The 19,821-nt window shown below is 37.7% G+C and carries 16 protein-coding genes, 1 tRNA gene and 2 pseudogenes; 16 read left to right on the top strand and 3 right to left on the bottom strand.

The features are described 5' to 3' along the window. Positions 1-431: 431 nt before the first annotated feature. On the bottom strand, positions 432-2,879 hold the full coding sequence (locus tag AN490_RS04415; protein WP_300000355.1) for a hypothetical protein: 2,448 nt from the start codon (positions 2,877-2,879) through the stop codon (positions 432-434). 296 nt (positions 2,880-3,175) lie between these two features. On the opposite strand from AN490_RS04415, the gene AN490_RS04410 reads away from it, so the two are divergent. The 7 genes and pseudogenes from AN490_RS04410 to AN490_RS04385 form a co-directional block, all read left to right on the top strand. Further along, positions 3,176-4,540 carry an AAA-like domain-containing protein gene (locus tag AN490_RS04410; RefSeq protein ID WP_300000354.1) on the top strand — a complete coding sequence of 455 codons (1,365 nt, stop codon included), beginning with the start codon at positions 3,176-3,178 and terminating at the stop codon, positions 4,538-4,540. 497 nt (positions 4,541-5,037) lie between these two features. After that, positions 5,038-5,322, top strand: coding sequence for a hypothetical protein (locus tag AN490_RS04405; RefSeq protein WP_300000352.1), 285 nt, complete (start codon positions 5,038-5,040; stop codon positions 5,320-5,322). Next, positions 5,205-5,861 carry an AMP-binding protein gene (locus tag AN490_RS22905; RefSeq protein ID WP_366925019.1) on the top strand — a complete coding sequence of 219 codons (657 nt, stop codon included), beginning with the start codon at positions 5,205-5,207 and terminating at the stop codon, positions 5,859-5,861. Before AN490_RS04405 ends, AN490_RS22905 begins: the two co-directional genes overlap by 118 nt. Further along, positions 5,767-6,801, top strand: a complete 1,035-nt coding sequence (locus AN490_RS22900; protein WP_366925017.1) for an AMP-binding protein — start codon at positions 5,767-5,769, stop codon at positions 6,799-6,801. Before AN490_RS22905 ends, AN490_RS22900 begins: the two co-directional genes overlap by 95 nt. Then, positions 6,780-7,025, top strand: a complete 246-nt coding sequence (locus AN490_RS22895) for a hypothetical protein (RefSeq protein WP_366925016.1) — start codon at positions 6,780-6,782, stop codon at positions 7,023-7,025. Before AN490_RS22900 ends, AN490_RS22895 begins: the two co-directional genes overlap by 22 nt. Positions 7,026-7,030: 5 nt before the next feature. Next, positions 7,031-7,780 (top strand): condensation domain-containing protein, encoded by a 750-nt coding sequence (locus AN490_RS22890; RefSeq protein ID WP_366925015.1) that lies wholly within the window; start codon positions 7,031-7,033, stop codon positions 7,778-7,780. Between the two features lie 100 nt (positions 7,781-7,880). Continuing rightward, positions 7,881-8,240: pseudogene (locus AN490_RS04385) on the top strand (ATP-binding cassette domain-containing protein); the annotation flags it as partial. A gap of 297 nt (positions 8,241-8,537) precedes the next feature. On the opposite strand, the gene acsF reads toward AN490_RS04385, so the two are convergent. Beyond that, positions 8,538-9,614, bottom strand: coding sequence for a magnesium-protoporphyrin IX monomethyl ester (oxidative) cyclase (gene acsF, locus AN490_RS04380; RefSeq protein ID WP_300000350.1), 1,077 nt, complete (start codon positions 9,612-9,614; stop codon positions 8,538-8,540). 473 nt (positions 9,615-10,087) lie between these two features. Between acsF and AN490_RS04375 the strand changes: the two are divergent. The 6 genes and pseudogenes from AN490_RS04375 to AN490_RS04350 form a co-directional block, all read left to right on the top strand. Next, positions 10,088-10,201: pseudogene (locus AN490_RS04375) on the top strand (metal-dependent phosphohydrolase); the annotation flags it as partial. Between the two features lie 236 nt (positions 10,202-10,437). Then, complete coding sequence (locus tag AN490_RS04370) at positions 10,438-11,898, top strand: TM0106 family RecB-like putative nuclease (protein ID WP_300000348.1); 1,461 nt, start codon at positions 10,438-10,440, stop codon at positions 11,896-11,898. 22 nt (positions 11,899-11,920) lie between these two features. Further along, entirely contained in the window at positions 11,921-13,102 is a 1,182-nt protein-coding gene (locus AN490_RS04365; protein WP_300000345.1) for an esterase-like activity of phytase family protein, read from the top strand. 203 nt (positions 13,103-13,305) lie between these two features. Then, positions 13,306-13,379 (top strand) — tRNA-Asp (locus tag AN490_RS04360). A 98-nt stretch (positions 13,380-13,477) separates the two neighbouring features. Next, complete coding sequence (gene gltX / locus AN490_RS04355; protein ID WP_300000343.1) at positions 13,478-14,923, top strand: glutamate--tRNA ligase; 1,446 nt, start codon at positions 13,478-13,480, stop codon at positions 14,921-14,923. Between the two features lie 138 nt (positions 14,924-15,061). Continuing rightward, a complete protein-coding gene (locus AN490_RS04350; RefSeq protein ID WP_300000341.1) occupies positions 15,062-15,544 on the top strand; it encodes a hypothetical protein in 483 nt (160 codons plus the stop codon). Between the two features lie 214 nt (positions 15,545-15,758). Here AN490_RS04350 and AN490_RS04345 read toward each other — a convergent pair whose 3' ends face one another. Beyond that, complete coding sequence (locus AN490_RS04345) at positions 15,759-16,031, bottom strand: hypothetical protein (RefSeq protein WP_300000339.1); 273 nt, start codon at positions 16,029-16,031, stop codon at positions 15,759-15,761. A gap of 247 nt (positions 16,032-16,278) precedes the next feature. Here AN490_RS04345 and AN490_RS04340 point away from each other — a divergent pair, with 247 nt between their 5' ends. The 3 genes from AN490_RS04340 to ftsH2 all read left to right on the top strand — a co-directional run bounded on the left by AN490_RS04340 (position 16,279) and on the right by ftsH2 (position 19,337). Then, entirely contained in the window at positions 16,279-16,878 is a 600-nt protein-coding gene (locus AN490_RS04340; protein ID WP_300000337.1) for a Uma2 family endonuclease, read from the top strand. 16 nt (positions 16,879-16,894) lie between these two features. Beyond that, the gene (locus AN490_RS04335) at positions 16,895-17,023 is read left to right on the top strand and encodes a hypothetical protein (RefSeq protein WP_300000335.1); all 129 of its coding nucleotides are present in this window, start codon (positions 16,895-16,897) and stop codon (positions 17,021-17,023) included. Between the two features lie 427 nt (positions 17,024-17,450). Then, entirely contained in the window at positions 17,451-19,337 is a 1,887-nt protein-coding gene (gene ftsH2, locus AN490_RS04330) for an ATP-dependent zinc metalloprotease FtsH2 (protein ID WP_300000333.1), read from the top strand. The last annotated feature ends 484 nt before the right edge of the window (positions 19,338-19,821 follow it).

Here is a 19,821-nt window from a genome sequence, read left to right as displayed (position 1 = left end):
GGATTCATCGAGCTTAAATTTGTCAAATTTGAACTCTCCCTGAGTAGCAAAACTGGCAATATCATAATTTAAGCAAATAATTGTGTAATGGGTAACACGCTCTCCTTTCTTTTTCCCATACTTTCAAGCAGAATGCAAGGACAGTTAAAACAGTTAAGATTTTGTAAGTAGGTTAGCATTGAAAATCGTCGTTATGGCACTAGGCTTGAGGCAAAAGGCAAAAGGCAAGAGGCAAGAGTGAAGAGGGTTTGGGCGATTTTACTTTTCTTTACACAGATTGGTTTTATTGTGTTCACCTACTTATAAAAAATTAAAAATTTGGTTACAATTCCTATAAATTAATTTTATATAGGATGACTATAGCAATCCTAAATGATTCATGAACACTTTCTGTTCCCTTGTCATAACGACAATTTTTAACGCCCACTTACTTAATTTTTGACATTAACAGAGATTCCGCAAATTTTGAGAGTGCCGTTATTATTGCTAATTTTCACAGATGTCAGTTCTTGGTTTAACAAATAGAATCTGCCCATGATACTAACTGAATTATAACGCCCATTCTTGGATTTTTTCAGCATTAATGTGGCTTTTTTCTGTTTATTCACTCCTTTAAGGATGAGGATATCTCCAAAATTAAAGCTTCCTGATGCAGTTAATTTATCACTATTTACTTTGGCGTTAATATTAGCAATACTATAACCTAAAAACTTGAGATTACCTACAAGACTAGCTGAATTATTGATATTTCCATCATTGTCTCTACCCAGAGTAACTGTAGCACCGTTGAAAGCTAAAATACCGAAATCGAAATCATTTTTCGCTTTTAGTCCTCTTTCATTGAGGATGATACCTAATGCAGTGAATCTTTTCCCTAAAATAGTAATATTCCCTAAACCTGAAACTTTTTTCTTGGTTAAATCAACTTTCAATTTAGGAACATTCAATTGGAGAATATTAACTAAATTCAGAAGTACATCTTTGATGAAAACATCTTCAACATTAAATGATAATTTTCCCCTACCTAAATCTTGATTAAAGGCTGTAATATCTGCTTCACCTGTAGCAATTTGCTGGGTTAAATTAACTGTTAACAGGGGAATACTGAGAGTTAAGAAACCGACTAAGTTGATCTGAATATTTTTCAGATTAATCCTATTTTGATTAATATCAAATGTAATACCTGCTAGAGTATTTCCTAAAATGGAAATCTTCCCAAAACCACTACCGCAGCCAGTTTTGATATCTATAATTAAATCATCAACATCAATACTTAGGAGATTAGCTAAATTCAAATCAAAGTTTTTAAATATCGCACTTGTAGAAGTAATTTTAAATTCCACATTGGCAATTTCGTTACCAAGCAATTCTACATAGCCATCTCCCTGAAGATACTGTTCGGTAGGTGTGATTTTTAAGGCTAAATCTAAACTGTCATCATCTGATCCTGTGATTTTGGCAAATCCTAAATCTATTTCCGAAACTTTTAACGAACCACTAATATTATTTAAACTTATGTTACCTTGCAAGAGTAAAATAGCTTCATGACCCCAAGCATGAATTTTGCCATTAATTTCTAATCCTTCTGATATCGGTTGTCCTGCAATTGTTGTGCAAAAGGGAACATATTTAATCAATGGGTTGGGTGTTCCATCTGCATCTGCATCAACTGATTCAATCTGCAAATTATCCAATGTTTCCAATAAGGATAATGCTTTGTTAACTAAATCTGGGGAAAAACCTGCTTGTTTTTGAATGAAAGCAGTGACCGGACCTTGCCATAAATCTATTAAACTAACGGGTTGATTAACAGTTAAAATTAATGCTAATCTTTGAGGATCGTTAGTATCTATTATGAATGCTACTTCTATGTCTATTTCTTCCCATCTCAAATCACCAATGAATCCCAAGTTATCAAAGTAAGGAGGTAAATATGTTCCACCTCCTTGAAATCTGAGATTACGCAGTTCAGTTCCGATTAATCCATAGGGATTATGCCAGGTTTTTTCCCCTCTTTGACTAAAATATGCTGTTAAAGATTTAGGTTCAAGGGAGAGATTTCCTGCAAGAAATAACTTAGGTTCATTTTCCTGACTGGGATCATAACCTTGAAGAATTAAGTTTCCCGTTAATCCAAATTTTGGCTGTAAATTAGCATCAATATCTAATTCGATGAGTAAATTATTAAAATCAGCTTGCAATGGTGGCTGAGAAAATAGGCTTCTTTTGCCTTTAATATGACCTGTTAAACTGACTTTTCCTGTTGAGTCTAGGCTAATTAATCCTCTTAAGTCTCTGATTCTTAAATGTTGATGAATAAAATCACTGATGTTTTTAGGAAATGTCTGTAAATCAATATCTCCAATCAAACTAAATCCTCTGTTTAAATTAATTTTACCTAATTTTTTATCAGCGAAAATACGGTTTTTGCTAGATATAATTAACTGTGGATTGTCTAGTTTTATATTACTGATGATAGGAACTATATTTGTGATTTTACTAAACCTAAATTCAGGATTTAATTGATATTTTAAGCTGGTGTCATTACTAAAAACTAATTCAATATTTTGGCTATTGAGTAATCCCTGTAAATATATTTCTAGTTCTTGACCAATTTTACATATTTTAAATTTTGGTTTAACTATAATAATTTGATGATTTCCGAATACTTCAGTAATAATTTTATCAAATATTACATTTATGTATTCGACTTTACTATGAATGTTAAAAATTTTGTCTAAATCTATCTGCACATCATCACCAAAATCCAAGTAAGTCTCGGAATTTGATGAAAATAAATTTACATTCTCTAAAGCTGCCAATTTTAATTTGATAGCTTCAGGTAAAATAATACCTGCTACATCAACACTATTAAGCATAAGTAAATATACCTGAGTTTAAGTAAACAAAAAAATAAGTATCAAATAGGAAATAACAACATATCCTACTGCACTCAAGGCTAGGCAGATTACATGGTTATTTACTATACTTGGTAAAATTTTGTATTTGTTAAAGTTCCGGTATTAATCTTAGCATTTAGTATAGTATTAATATCAAATCGGGCTAATTTATCTATGGAAAACATGATGATCTATCTATGGCAAGATTTTTGCTACAGTAAGTAATACATAGATCATTTTATATGATTAAACCAATTTAGTCAAATTTTTGGATTATGGCTTTAAAAGAAAATACCACAAAAAGAAGACGAGGTGCGCTTTTATCTCCTAAAGGACTGCAACGCTTGCAAGAAGCTATATCATCATGGGAGATTATAGAAAACCGGGGACAACGCCTCTCTTTAGAGGATTTATCAGACTATACGAAACTCTCTGCCAAAACTCTCAGTCGCTTATGGTCGGCTAGTAAAGGTGTAGACCAAAAAACTCTAAAATTATGTTTTAACACTTTTAATCTAGAACTGCATGAAGAAGATTACATCTTCCTAATGGAAGATTTTGAAACCAAAATATCAGATAGTAATAGTATATGTCTAAGAACAGAAAGTCCTGTTTGGTGGTCATATCCAGATGGACCAGTACCTTTAGATTCTCCTTTATATATTGAGCGTCAACCTATAGAAAAATTAATGTATCGAGAAGTGACTCAACCAGGTTGTGTAATGAGAATTTTCGCTCCTGGACAGATGGGTAAAACATCTTTGATACTGCGTCTTTTGTCCTTTGCAGATACAAAAGGATATCGCACTATAAATTTAAGTTTTTCTCAGATAGATGCTTATTGCTTAACTGACTTAAATAAGTTTTTGCGTTCTTTTTGTAGCCAAATTGCTATAAAACTGGGTATAGCGCCTAATATTAGTGAACATTGGGATGAAGATGTGGGTTATAAGTTAACCTGTAGTCTTTACTTTCAGTATTATATTCTCAAGGAGAGTGACAAACCTCTAGTTTTAGTATTGAGCGAAGTAGAACGATTTTTTGAATATCCCCATATTGCTCAGGAATTTTTTGCTTTGTTGCGTTGTTGGTACGAAGAATCACGGCAAAATAACTTATGGAAAAATTTGAGGTTAGTAGTTGCTTATTCAACAGAACAGTATTTTTGTTTAGATATCAATAACTCTCTGTTTAATATTGGACTACCTATCCGTCTGCAAGAATTTACTCAGCAACAGGTAGAAGAATTAGCTAGGCGATATGGGCTAAGTTGGACTGCGGGCAAAGAATCGGCTCAGTTAATATCTCTTCTTGGTGGTCATCCAGCATTGATACAACTGGCGTTGTATTATCTTCACTCTGGGGCTACGACTTTACTAGACTTGATCAAGGAGGCGATCGCTAATGGTGGTATTTATCGCTATCATTTGCAGCAATATTGGGTCAAACTGTTAGCTAATCCTGGTTTAATTAGGACATATACTGAACTTGTTACCACTAAAGAAAGTCTGGTTATTGATCCTATCCATGCTTATAAATTGGAAAGTTTAGGACTAATTACCTTTGATGGCGATCGCGTATTACCCCGTTGCCAACTCTATCGGACTTATTTTGCCAAGCAATTAGCTACCATTGTTTAACTATAGTTAGGTGAACAGGTGACGATGCTCAAAGCCTATTGAACATCGTATTGGCAAGCTGATAGTTGGATTCAATCTTGAGATCAAACAATCCATCAATATTGGTTCTCGCAATCATCAGAACTTCGTACAGATTCCCCACAGCAGTTTGAGATCTAAGCTAAAAGCTCTCTGTGAGAGATCCGGAATCAAATACGTAGAACAGGAAGAATCTTATCCTAGTAAAGCTAGTTTTTTAGCACTGAGAGTGTCAATTTAATTATCTAGTTAACTGTCTTAACTGTCTTAACTGTTTTCTTAAGTGTTTAAAGTGTTATTGTATTCTATATCTGAACCTGAGATTATTTGTTTGTTTAATAAGCATAATTTTCTGAAAAAAATAACATAACATAAATTAAAGTACAAGTAAATGAAGATCTTACCTTATTATAATCAACATTTATTACAAATAAAATAATTAATAGCGGATTTAATCTTAATAAGGACATATAAAGATAATGCAGTTAGATCACCATAGTCAAGTTTTAGTAACTTCACTTAATCAAAGTTTTGCATACCAAGAAATAGAAGTTGCTATTAGGTCGAGTTTGACTGTAGATGATTGTGTAGTTATTGAGAGACAAACAGAACAGGGAAAACCGGAATTAGTAGCTTATATAGTTCCATCAGGGTTATTTGCACCAGAACAACTTTTATCCCATCTGCAAACAATTCTCCCCAGGGAGTTGATGCCCACAGTATTTGTACCCATCTCTACTATACCCCTCACAGATGCAATTTAAACGAGAGTATAATCTACATTAAATCTGATGGTAGTGAAACAGTTCAATCTTATCCAGAATTATGGCAGGATGCCCAACGAATTGTAGCAGGATTGAGAAACATAGGACTTAAACCACAGGATAAAGTAATTTTTCAACTAGAAGATAATCAAGATTTTATTTGTGCTTTTTGGGGTTGTGTATTGGGTGGTTTTGTTCCAGTTCCAGTATCCATTGCTCCCATTTATGAACCAGCTAATAATACAGCCAGTAAATTACAAAACACTTGGCAAATGTTGGAGAAACCTCTGGTTTTAACCAGTTCTACTTTAGCTGCTGACATTGATAATTTTTCCAGAGTTTTAAACTTAGAAAACTTTAAAATTGCCACTGTTGATCAGTTGCTTAAATGTGAACCAGATTTAGAATTGCATCAAAGTGAGCTAGAAGATTTAGCATTGGTCAATGGGGGTATTTTTCAAAGAATTAAAAGCACTCTATCCAGCGTTTATTCAAGGGAAACCAAGCCCTTTAACAGATTTAACCATACAATACGCTGATTTTGCTCTTTGGCAACGGGAATGGTTAACAAAAGAAGTTCAAGACAAGCAACTGGAATACTGGAAACAACAGTTAGCCGACGCACCTCCTTTGTTGGACTGGCAAGTTATTCTCCAAGAAAGTCGGGATAATCTCAATACCACAGATCAGGTAGAGAATCTAGCATACATAACTTACACTTCTGGTTCTACAGGTAAACCCAAGGGTGTAGCCATGAATCATTTGCCATTGTGTAATTTGATTCTTTGGCAATTGGAAAATACCACAGTGGCACAGGACGCAAAAACTCTACAATTTGCTCCTATTAGCTTTGATGTTTCCTTCCAGGAAATCTTCTCTACCTGGTGTTCTGGCGGTACATTAGTGTTAATTACAGAGGAATTACGCCGGGATGCCTTGGCTTTATTAGGTTTTCTGGAAGAAAAAGCCGTAACCAGATTGTTTGTTCCCTTTGTCGCTCTACAACAACTAGCGGAAGTAGCCGTTGATAGTGAATTATTTGCAACTCACCTGCAAGAAATTATTACTGCTGGTGAACAATTGCAGATTACTCCGGCGATTTCTCAATGGTTTAGGAAGCTGGGTAATTGTACTCTGCACAATCATTATGGACCATCGGAAAGTCATGCAGTTACAGCTTTTACACTTTCTCCTTCAGTAGAAACTTGGCCACTATTGCCTCCCATTGGCAAAGCGATCGCTAATACAGAGATTTATCTTTTAGATCAAAATTTACAACCTGTCCCCATTGGTATTCCCGGAGAGTTGTACATTGGTGGTATCACTTTAGCTAGAGGCTATCTCAACCGTCCAGATTTAACCAATGAGAAATTTATCCCCAATCCATTCAATCATCCAAAATCCAAAATCCAAAATCCAAAATCCAAAATCCAAAATCCAAAATCCAAAATCCAAAATTGTATAAAACTGGGGATTTAGCACGTTATTTACCAGATGGCAATATCGAATACTTAGGACGCGTTGACACTCAAGTAAAAATACGCGGTTTCCGCATTGAGTTAGGCGAGGTGGAAGCAGCACTAAGTCAATATGAGGATGTGGAAGGATGTTGTGTAATTGCCCGTGAAGATACTCCTGGCAATACTTGTACTGACAGCACCACCGCTTTTACCCAGAGCAAAAAACAGAGCAAGTATTGTTAGTGTGTATGCACCACATTGTTTCCGATGGTTGGTCAATGGGTGTGTTTTTCCAAGAACTCACACAACTATATAATGCTTATTCTCAAGGTCTACCTTCTCTGCGAGACGCTACGCGAACGCCTTTATCAACCCTATCAATTCAGTATGCAGATTTTGCGATTTGGCAAAGACAATGGTTGCAAGGGGATGTACTACAAAGTCAACTTTCTTACTGGCAAAAGCAACTTAAAGACGCACCACCTATATTATCATTACCCACTGACCGCCCCAGACCTGCTGTACAGACCGTAGTTGGTGCAACTCATAAATTTGCCTTGTCAGTTGAGTTAACGGATAAATTGATCAAACTGAGTCAAAATCAAGGTTGTACCCTGTTCATGACGCTGTTAGCAGCTTATGACACCCTGCTTTATCGCTACACCGGACAATCAGATATTTTAGTAGGTTCACCCATTGCTAACCGCGATCGCTCGGAAATAGAAGGGTTAATTGGCTTTTTTGTCAATACCTTGGTGATGCGTACTAACTTGGCAGGTAATCCGCGTTTTAGTGAATTGTTGACTCGTGTTAGAGAAATGTCTTTGGGTGCTTATGCTCATCAACATTTGCCCTTTGAAATGCTAGTGGAAGCATTGCAACCAGAACGGGATTTATCCCATACACCACTATTCCAAGTCATGTTTAACCTGCAAAATGCTCCTGTGTCTGATTTGGAGTTAAATGGGTTGACCGTTAGTTCAGTACCATTTAAGTAGGTTGGCGTTAAAAACAGGGAACTCTTAACTGGGAACAGGAAGAGAGTTTTGGGCGATTTTACTTTTCTTCACATACCTTTAAATTTTTCAGTTCACCTACTTAATTGTTGAAGATTTATCACTTTCTGTTCAACCGGGAGAAGGTTTATTAATTGTTGGACCGAGTGGTAGAGGTAAAAGTTCTTTATTGAGGGCGATCGCTGGTTTGTGGAATGCAGGAACAGGTCGTTTAGTCCGACCTCCTTTAGAAGAAGTGTTGTTTTTACCTCAACGTCCTTACATTATTTTAGGAACTTTGCGGGAACAGTTGCTTTATCCACATACAGAACGAATAATCAGCGATCGCGCACTTACAGAAGTTTTAAAACAAGTTAATCTGCAAAGTTTATTGAGTCGAGTAGATAGTTTTGATACTGAAGCTCCCTGGGAAAATATATTATCTTTAGGAGAACAACAACGTAAACTTTGTGAGGATACATATTTTCAAAATAGGTAATAGCAACTTCACCTAATACTTTAACTGTGGTTGCTCCCATTGCGGGTTGAACCACTAACCCAAGACCAGGGATAAATCCTGCTATAATACTGCCCATCCTAAACAGGAATTGTCCCCTTGCCAACTTTGACTAAATGGTTCGTTGAAATCTTTTGTCGAAGTGAGTGAACTTTTGGATCATTTTTTCGTTGGAACACTCTAACAAAAAAAGTGGTTCTGTCTCAGACAAAACCACCTCCTCAAGCAAAAATCAAACTCAAATTAACGAGCTTGACCGTGAGCAGAAGCCGCATCAATAGGCTTCATTAGATATAATTGTAATAACTGCCAACCATGAGATAGATAGATTGGAAGTTTTTGGAAGAATTGCCAGAATTTAGGCGTATTAGAGCTAGAAATTGCTGCCAATTTTTCGTTATTCTGGACGCAAACATCTAAACGCTCATAAAATACTGGATTTTCAACATCCAACATAACAGGGAAGACTCTACCAGCGGTTTCATTGGTCTTCTTAATTACATGAATATCATAATCTCGCGCATTCAATCCCAAGGAAGCGTAGAAATCCTTGCGTTGAATATCATTGAGATACATAGTTGCAAATACTGACAACAGGAAGAAGCGACTCCAGAGTTTTGCTCTCCAGTCATTCAACATTTGTGGCTGCGCTCTCATAACCGCATCAAAGAAATCACCGTGACGGTTTTCATCCTGACACCAGTTCTCAAAAAAGTTAAAAATTGGATAAATTTGATCTTCAGGATGAGCTTCTAAATGACGATAAATGGTGATATAGCGCCAATAACCAATCTTTTCAGAAAGATAGGTAGCGTAGAAGATGAATTTGGGCTTAAAGAACGTATAACTACGACTCTTAGTCAAAAACCCTAAATCTAAAGAAAGATTAAAGTCTGACATAGCTTTGTTCAAGAACCCAGCGTGACGGGCTTCATCCCGTGACATCAGGTTAAAGCCTTCAGCTAAAAGAGGGCTTTTATCCTTTAAACGCCGACCGAGTTCTTTGTATAACAAGAAGCCGGAAAACTCTGCTGTACAAGAACGTTCGAGAAATTCAACGAACAATTTGCGAGTTTCTCCGTCAATAGAGTCCCAAGATTGTTCAAACTGAGCATCCCGAACAAAGTGATGGCGGTTGTAGTCAATGCGGAATTCTGCAATAATAGCTTCTAATTCCTCTTCATTGACGGAAAGATCCATCCGCGCCATTTCATCGAAATCGGTTGTGTAAAACCTTGGTGTTAAAAGGGTTTCCTTAGCAGGGGACTTAATTCCAGAACGGATTTCGTCAGAGCCTGGTTTTCTGAGGGATTCTACCATGTTTTGATTTGCTCTTTTATCTTTCTTTTCTTGATGACACCAGAAAGCTGATTCTATGCTCTCACAAGGTGCAGGGAACAAAAATTATAATTTTGTATGAAATTCAGTGTAGCAATATCTAGCCCAAAAATCAGCAGATCAATGATTAATAGTTGCAAAAATCCACAAAAAACGATTTCCACTTGATTTAGGTCTGATGAGGATAATGGGTTTGATGCCGTCTTTGAGGAGCGAAACGTTAAATTAGCCAAAACCCAGGAAAATCATGTAAGCTGGGAAAATAACTCTTTGTTAGTTATCATTTCGCTTTCCTACAGTGCCAGCTAAAAAACCTGAATATATTAAACATATAGTTTGCAATACCTTGTCCAAATTAGAAAAAGCCTTGATTTGTAGGTTGGGTTGAAGCATGAAACCCAACAAATGCGTTGGGTTGCGCTGTCGCTTAACCCAACCTCGTATGTTCAATACCAACGAATTATCAAGCCATTATTGCTGGGGCTGGTAATATAGTCTGGGAAAATATCGCCAACAGTGATGTTTTATACTATAATGTTGAACATTCTGTACTGGTTACTCTGGTGGGACATAATGTTTTTGTTATTGAACATGAAAAATCACAATCAGGATTATAGTATTTGGCTGCACAATGCAATTCTTAACTGTTCAGGGAACAGGGAACAGGGAACAGGTAATAGAAAAACTTTTTTCATTCTTCTTTTTTCATTCTCCTTTCTGACTCGGTGACTCCTGACTCCTGACTCCTGACTCCTTACTCCTTACCATTGTCCTGTAATTTCTGAATTATTGTTAGCTTAAAAGGATGTTAATTAATGCTCAACTTTTACTACAATTTCAACGCTGTCAGCGGCGACCTTTTTTAGATGTTCACGGTGATTATCTTCAGCGAGAGATTCCCAATGAGTTAGTGCTGAAGGTACAACAGGACAAAATTGCTCATCATCAGCGAATAGTCAAAAAGTTAAGTTACTATGAACCTGATTATCTGTCACGGGATTGGGAAGCAGGAGCAGCATCAACTCTAGAACTGATGCAGCAAGGGGTGAGTTATATTCGTCGTGGTGTAATATTAACTACCTATCGTGAAAAATATACTTTGCTGAGTCGCCCAGATTTACTGGTCAAACAGCCGGGAAAATCTCGGTTTGGGAATTGGAACTATGTCCCAGTTAATATTGAATTGGGTAAACGTCCCAAGCAAGAATATCAAGTAGTTATTGCTTTTCACGCCCAAGTTTTAGCCACGGTTCAGGATGTGATTCTCAGTAAAGCCGGGCTGATATTGCGGGATAAAGATAAAACTTATGTGGTGGATTTAGATAAATGGACACCACAAATGTTGGATATTTTAGGGGAATATATTCAAGTTATTGAGTCGGTGGAAGCACCAGAAATTTTTATTTCTCGGCAAAAATGTAGTCTTTGTCCTTGGTATAATTATTGTCATGCCAAAGCGAGATCTCAAGAACACCTTTCTCTGTTACCAGGTGTAACACCGATTCGCTATACTCAACTGCAAAATCTAGCTATTACTACTTTAGAAGCACTGGCGCATACCCATCCTAGCAGCTTAGAAAACTTAACAGGATTTGATAGTAATGTAGCTGCTAAATTAGTTGTTCAAGCCCAATCTGTATTCACCAAGCAACCCTTAATTCTTGCAGATTCCTTTTCTTTAGAATATCTAACTTTTACAGCCCCCATTGAACTTTATTTTGATATTGAAGCCCAACCAGATTTAAATTTAAATTATCTTTTAGGTGTTTTAGTTGTGGATAGAGTCGCTAATACCGAACAATTTTATGCTTTTTTAGCGGAACAACCCGAACAAGAACCACTAATTTGGCAACAATTTCTGAATTTAGTTAATCAATATCCTCAAGCCCCAATTTATCATTTTTGTGCTTATGAAGTAGATACAGTCAAACGCCTTGGTAAATTGTATCGCACACCTTATGCCCAAATTCATCCCATCCTGAATCGGTTTATTGATATCTATGAACAATTAATTCAAAGTGTGGCTTTACCAATAGATAGTTATGCCTTAAAAACTATTGCTCGTTGGCTAGGATTTGAATGGCGTGAACAACAAGCCAATGGCGCTAAATGTATTTACTGGTATGATAAGTGGTTAGAAACAGGCGATCGCACCTTATTAGCAATCATTCAAGACTACAACGAAGATGACTGTCGCGCCACCCGTACCGTCAAAGATTGGCTAGTTAGCTTTTTTGAGGCTGAATCGGGTAATATTACCTTATAAAAAATTTTACTCCAGTTATTTTATGCCACGTCTCCCAAAACCTCAGAAACTATCCCTAATTCTCATCTTTATAATTCCACTAATTCTGATTGGTTTTCTGTTTAATAATTTCGCTTCTGCCTCTTCAATAATCAAAAGTATAGAATTTATTGGCCAAGCTACATTACCCACAGGTTTAATTTTCCAAAAAACCGAAATTGGTGGGTTATCGGGAATAACTTATGATGCCAAAAATAACCTATATTATGCAATATCAGATGACAGAGGGCAAAAAGCATCACCTCGTTTTTATACTTTCACAATTGACCTCAGCAAAGGTAAATTAACCAACAACGATGTTATTCCCGTAGGTGTCACAAACTTATTAAATACCAGCAATCAACCATTCCCTGCCAATACCACTGATACAGAAGGAATTGCTATCACCAATCAAGATACCATATTTGTTTCCTCTGAAGGTGATGTAGACAAACTTATCAATCCCTTTATTAAAGAATTTGCGCTGGCTTCTGGAAAAACAATTAGTACCCTACCCATACCAGATAAATTTTTGCCAGATTCCCAAAAGCAAAAAGGCATCCGTAACAACTTAGCCTTTGAAAGTCTCACCATTACACCTAATCAAAAATTCTTATTTACAGCCACCGAAAACGCCTTAATTCAAGATGGACCAGCGGCTAAATCCGGTGTTGGTACTTCCTCTCGAATTTTAGAATATAACCTCTTAACCAAGCAGCCAGAACGGGAATTTCTCTATCAAACAGAACCAGTTACACCTTTGTTTAATCCTACTGGTAAATTTGCCAGTGGCTTACCAGATTTACTAGCACTCAATAATCAAGGAAACTTTCTCAGTATAGAAAGAAGTTTCACCGGTTTGGGATTTACAGTTTTTGTATTTGAGATTTCCTTAGAAAACGCCACAGACATTCATAATTTTGACAGCATTGCCAAAATTGACCCTGATAAAATCAAGCCAGTAGAGAAAAAACTCCTGTTAGATCTACGAACTTTAGATGTATCATTAGATAATATTGAGGGATTGACCTTGGGTGCAAAATTACCCGACGGACAACCATCACTAATTTTAATCAGCGACAATAATTTTAATGGACTACAACAAACCCAAATTTTAGCCTTTAAGCTGAAAATCGAATCTCCATTGACTAGATTATTACGCCGCTTAAAAATACCTAACTTTTAAAAATAAAATAAATCAAAGTAGATTAAGTAATGTAAAAAATCTGGAGATGATTTCGTAGTAAGGGCTTCAGCCCTCAAATGAGGAATAAATTCCTCTCTTTCTCCATGAGCAAATTCCCTGCAAAAATATTTTTTCTCAGACTACTTGACAAATAGAAAAAGACTAGGCATAATAGAGAGAGTGCAAGTTCAGACCGAAATCAAGGGACTGTAGTTCAATTGGTTAGAGCACCGCCCTGTCACGGCGGAAGTTGCGGGTTCGAGCCCCGTCAGTCCCGTTCTAAAATGCTGAATATTAAATAACGAGTTGATTAAAAATGCTCATACCTTTAATTTCAGTAGGTGTAATCATGATTTGTAAAAGAGAGAATCAACTGTGACCGTCAGAGTCCGTATAGCTCCGAGTCCTACCGGAAATCTACATATTGGTACAGCCAGAACTGCTGTATTTAACTATTTGTTTGCTCGTCACCATGATGGCAAGTTTATTTTAAGAATTGAAGATACTGATTTAGAGCGATCGCGTCCTGAATACACAGATAATATTCTAGCTGGACTGCGCTGGTTAGGATTGAATTGGGATGAAGGTCCATTTTTCCAATCTCAACGCCTCCATCTTTACAAAGAAGCGGTGCAAAAATTACTAGACCAAGGATTGGCTTACCGCTGCTACACCACATCTGAAGAATTAGACGCTTTGAGAGAAGGGCAAAAAGCCAGAGGAGAAGCACCCCGCTATGATAACCGTCACCGTCACCTCACCCCAGAACAAAGGGCTGAATTTGAAGCTCAAGGACGTTCTTCTGTAATTCGTTTCCAAATCGCCGATAGCCGAGAAATTGTCTGGAATGATTTAGTGCGGGGGAAAATGAGTTGGCGTGGTAGTGATTTGGGTGGTGATATGGTGATTGCTCGCGCAGCTAGTGATGGTACTGGTCAACCACTATATAATTTTGTGGTGGTAGTGGATGACATTGATATGCAAATTAGTCATGTCATTCGTGGTGAAGACCATATCGCCAATACTGCTAAACAAATTTTGTTGTATGAAGCTTTGGGTGCGAAGATTCCCGAATTTGCTCATACACCCTTAATTTTAAATCAAGAAGGGCGCAAATTATCGAAGCGGGATGGAGTAACTTCCATTTGTGACTTTGAGGAAATGGGCTTTACTGCGGAAGGTTTAGTTAATTATATGACTTTGCTGGGATGGTCGCCAGCGGATTCTACTCAAGAAATTTTCAATTTAGAATCAGCAGCTAAGGATTTTGGCTTTGAGCGGGTAAATAAAGCTGGTGCTAAGTTTGACTGGGATAAATTGGATTGGTTGAATAGCCAATATCTCCATAATATGCCAATTGAGCGACTCACAGATTTACTTATCCCTTATTGGGAAAAAGCGGGTTGTCAGTTTACAGGTGGGAGAGAACGGACTTGGTTAGAGCAGCTAGTGGCGTTAATTGCTGCTAGTTTGACTCGATTGGTGGATGCTGTGGAGATGACCAAGGTATTTTTTACTGATGGGGTAGAATTGACTGAAGAAGGCAGTCAACAACTACAGCAAGAAGGTGTCAAGACTGTACTGCAAGCAATTATCACAGCTTTAGAAAGTCAGCCAAAGTTATCAGCAGATATTGCCCAAAGTATTATTAAGCAAGTTGTGAAATCGGAAAATGTGAAAAAAGGCTTAGTGATGCGATCGCTCAGAGCAGGGTTAACAGGGGATGTACATGGACCAGATTTAATTCAGTCTTGGTTACTGTTAAATCAGATTGGTTTAGATAAAGCCCGTTTAAATCAAGCAATTAGCAGCAAACCCTAAGTCATGGGTAATGGGTAGGAGTTCTCGTTAATTTTGAATTTTGAATTTCCTCCTGCGGTACTCAAGTCTTTTCTCCAAAGGAACTTGAGACCTAAGATTGATGTCTTTGAGGGTATTTAGGAATCTTCTCTAATTGCAATGTCAAAAACAGCTTTTCCTAGAGGAATCATAGTTGTACTCTGCGTTACAGCCGGGTTTAATCCAGTTGCTAATGCTCAAACAGCCTCGCCAATTTTTGGAGATGCGACTATTCAACATCCATTATCTTCAGATCCTTTGATATTGAGAGGAATGAGTGGTGGTGCAATACCGGGGAGCAAAATAGCAGGAAAAGCAGAAACACCACCAACAGGACCATGTAAAGGATTTATGGATGAAGCACCAGACCATACTGTGAAACTCACCAGTAAATTTGACTACCTGAAATTAGTAGTCCAAAGTCCTGCGGATACCACCATGATTGTTAAAGGACCCGGTGGAACTTGGTGCAATGATGATTTTGACGGTAAAAACCCCGGTATTGTTGGGGAATGGCTACCAGGTACTTATCAAATTTGGATTGGTTCTTACAAGGAAAATGAATCCCTACCTTATACATTGAAAATTACGGAAGGTAAGTAAATCATTAGACATCTTGTGAGAATTAAATGTGCGTGACTTGAAACCCTTGTAGAGAAGTGACCTGGGTAGGGATTCTCGGCTCTACAATATTTTCAGCAAGCCCTAAGTAGGTTGGCGTTAAAAATTGGTAATTTCTGTACTAAGTTTTCACAAACACATTGCTAAAATTGATGTTTCCAGTCTGTATCCCAGCATTATGTACTGGTTACAGCTTTTAGGCAGAAATTTTAAAATCTCGCGTTGTTAATGCAATACTACCGTTGCTAGTAGAAACTCTTAGTGCAATAGCTAAAACTTCATTGGGATCACTACTCAAAACAATGGCAGTGTCATTAGAACCGTAGCCATAACTACTACCAGATCGAAGAGAATACTGGCTCAAGTCTCCTTTAACTTGGATGTAATCTTCGCGCCAGTTAAAATCTTGAATCACAGCCCAGGAGTCGCGGCCAAGGTAGCCTTTACCAATCGTTAAAAAGTATATCAACGAGTACACTAGAATCAGTGCATAAACAGGATAAGATTCCCTACTTCTTTGTTATACTAAACACGGTTAGGAAAAACCTAGATTTGTAGGGGTTTAGCAGTGCTAAACCCCTACCGATGGAATCGAACGATTAAGCCGTTTTAAGGATAATGATGTCAATAAATTATGAATTAGTGTTAGAAGTCGGGGATCTGTTAATTAAGTATATAATCATTGATATAGCGTTTCATCTGGGGAGTTAAATCTAATGACACAAGCTGCAATCACAAATTTAGAATTAATTCAACCTTTAGCTAATCATCAGGCTTTAACAGATGAGCAATTTATGTTATTGCAAGAAAATGATAATCTTTATGAATATGTGAATGGAGAGCTAATTATAGTGGCAAATTCAGGTGTAGAACATGGCTACTTAGCTCTAACTCTTGGATATTTTTTAACAGGCTTTGTGCGTGATCATAAACTCGGAATAACTTGTGATTCTAGCACTGCTTTTAAAATGAAAACTGGTAACAAAAGATCACCCGATCTTGCTTTTATTTCCAAGGAAAGATTGCCAGGTTTAAAGCGATTACCCAAAGGTTTTTTTGATGGCGCTCCTGATTTAGCTGTAGAAATTATTTCTCCTAATAATACTTTTGAAGAAATTCATAATAAATTAGTAGAATATTTTGAAAATGGAACTCGTTTAGCATGGGTAATATTGCCAGATGAAGAATGTGTATTAGTTTATCGCAAACCTAAGCCATCCCAGCTTTTGCAATTGGAAGATAGTCTTGATGGAGAAGATGTTATTCCTAATTTTAATTTGCCTTTGATAGAGTTATTTCAAGAATTATCTTTTTAGATATAGATTCTCAACTATGCAGCATTTAGACAGTTTAGATTTTGCCAGTAAAATTAAAGAATTAATTGATAGTCTCAAAGCTATTTGTACTTCCTATGGTTTCATAGCAATTTCCACAAGAAGTCTACTATATTTTAAACGATGATTAGTTACAAGATCAGCGATGACACTATCACCCATCACGAAAAATCTCTCTAAAACTCTTACCTTCGCTTCTTCGCTTCTTCGTGGTTCATTTTCCGTAACCCCTGCGTTGTATTAAGTTTTGAAGCATAAATAATATAAATGAATTTGGTGATCCTGTGCAGTCCGGCATAAAATTAGTAATAGAGATAGCAAAATATAAATTAGCCCCAAATCCTTACTGGGTCTGATCTTGGGAATATTCAACTTTTAATTTTTAATTTTTAATTGGTATTAGTATGAGAATTAGGTTAAATTTAATTAAGATTCTAGACAAACTTCATGAATCTGCCATAAGCAAACCGACGTTTTATGGCTCAAACTACAAAATGGATTTATAAACATCCGTTACAAAAGCAGTCATATTAGTATCTAAAGGCAAATTAAAGATGAAATTCTCCTGGAGAGTCGTAGCACTTTGGTCAGTGCTGGCTTTGGTAATTGGCTTTTTCTTCTGGCAAGGGGCTTTTGCAGGCGCTCCTGCGGACACAGGCAAAAATGCCGCCAATACCCGTATGACCTATGGGCGCTTTTTGGAATACTTGGATGCAGACCGCGTTACCAATGTGGATTTATACGATGGTGGTAGAACCGCAATTATCGAAGCTAATGACCAAGACATCGAAAATCGCACCCAACGCTGGCGGGTAGATTTGCCCGTGAATGCCCCTGAATTAATTCAAAAGCTCAAAGAAAAGCAAGTTAGTTTTGATGCCCATCCCATCCGCAATGATGGAGCAATCTGGGGACTTTTGGGTAATTTAATTTTCCCAGTTTTATTGATTACTGGCTTGTTCTTTTTGTTCCGGCGCTCTAATAATCTTCCCGGTGGTCCTGGACAAGCGATGAATTTCGGCAAGTCCCGCGCTCGTTTCCAAATGGAAGCGAAAACAGGGGTGAAGTTTGACGATGTAGCGGGAATTGAAGAAGCGAAGGAAGAATTACAAGAAGTTGTTACTTTCCTCAAACAACCTGAGAAATTTACTGCTGTGGGCGCTCGCATTCCCAAGGGTGTACTATTGGTTGGACCTCCAGGAACTGGTAAAACTTTACTGGCAAAAGCGATCGCTGGTGAAGCTGGTGTGCCTTTCTTCTCTATCTCCGGTTCGGAATTTGTGGAAATGTTTGTGGGTGTGGGTGCTTCCCGTGTCCGTGACTTGTTTAAGAAAGCGAAAGATAACGCTCCCTGTATTATCTTTATTGATGAAATTGACGCTGTAGGTCGTCAACGGGGTGCTGGTATTGGTGGTGGGAATGATGAACGGGAACAAACCCTCAACCAATTATTAACAGAAATGGATGGGTTTGAAGGCAATACTGGCATTATTATTATTGCTGCTACTAACCGTCCTGATGTCCTAGATGCCGCTTTATTACGTCCTGGTCGTTTTGATAGACAAGTAACTGTAGATGCACCGGATATTAAAGGCCGTTTGGAAGTATTACAAGTTCATGCTAGAAATAAGAAATTAGATCCTAGCGTATCTTTGGAAGCGATCGCTCGCCGGACTCCTGGATTTACCGGTGCAGATTTAGCTAACCTCCTCAACGAAGCCGCGATTCTCACAGCGAGAAGACGCAAGGAAGGCATCACTTTACTAGAAATTGATGATGCTGTTGATCGGGTAGTTGCTGGTATGGAAGGTACTCCCCTGGTGGATAGCAAGAGTAAGCGTCTGATTGCTTACCATGAAATCGGCCATGCTTTGGTCGGGACTTTACTTAAAGACCATGACCCGGTACAAAAAGTGACTTTGATTCCCAGAGGACAAGCCCAGGGTTTAACTTGGTTTATGCCTAATGAAGAACAAGGTTTAATTAGCCGTTCTCAGCTAAAGGCTAGAATTACAGGGGCTTTAGGTGGTCGGGCTGCTGAAGAGGTAATTTTTGGCCGTGCAGAAGTTACAACTGGCGCTGGTGGAGATTTGCAGCAGTTGTCAGGAATGGCACGACAAATGGTAACACGATTTGGAATGTCTGATTTGGGTCCTTTATCTCTGGAAAGCCAACAGGGTGAAGTGTTCCTGGGTCGTGACTGGACAACCCGTTCCGAGTATTCCGAAGCGATCGCTTGTCGCATTGATGCCCAAGTGAGAATGATTGTGGAAGAATGCTATAGCAACGCTAAGAATATCATGCGTGATCATCGCAATCTCGCAGACCGTTTGGTTGATTTGTTGATTGAAAAAGAAACCATTAATGGTGATGAACTTAGGCAAATTGTGGCTGAGTACGCGGAAGTACCTGATAAATCTCAGTTTGCACCTATGCTGTAAGGGTTGATTTTGAATCAATCAGATCCCCGACCTCTTGAAGAAGTCGGGGATTTTGTCGTTTTATTTATTATTGCAAGATAGTTCTTCCTTGTCAAGCTTATGATAACATTTTTAAAATTGTTTGTCAATACCATAAATCTCTTTTTTTTGGTTGGCGTTTTTGCGCTTTTTGGCGAAACATGATGGGGTGATGATGTATACTTAACACGGCTTAATAATGTGGGTAGGGGTAAAGCAAGAGCCTCATTGGTGTCAACTTCAGATCAAATCCCTACCACATCTCGTTCCTAGTCTCTGACTAGGAATGCAGTTGATGAGGCTCTGCCTCTAATATCATTGAAGACAGAGAATTTATTCCCTGTCTTCTAGCTAAAGTTCGTTTTAATTGAACAGGAAAGCACCACCAAAGAGGTTGATATTCGCATTGGCGCTGGTAAATCCAGATGTCCCTGATAAGGTCACTAATAACTGACCAGTACCAAAA

This window comes from Anabaena sp. AL09, from assembly GCF_001672255.1.
GTDB classification, from domain to species: Bacteria; Cyanobacteriota; Cyanobacteriia; order Cyanobacteriales; family Nostocaceae; genus Dolichospermum; species Dolichospermum lemmermannii.
The sequence above is the reverse complement of the archived record's forward strand: the minus strand, read 5'-3'. Positions and strand labels throughout refer to the sequence as shown.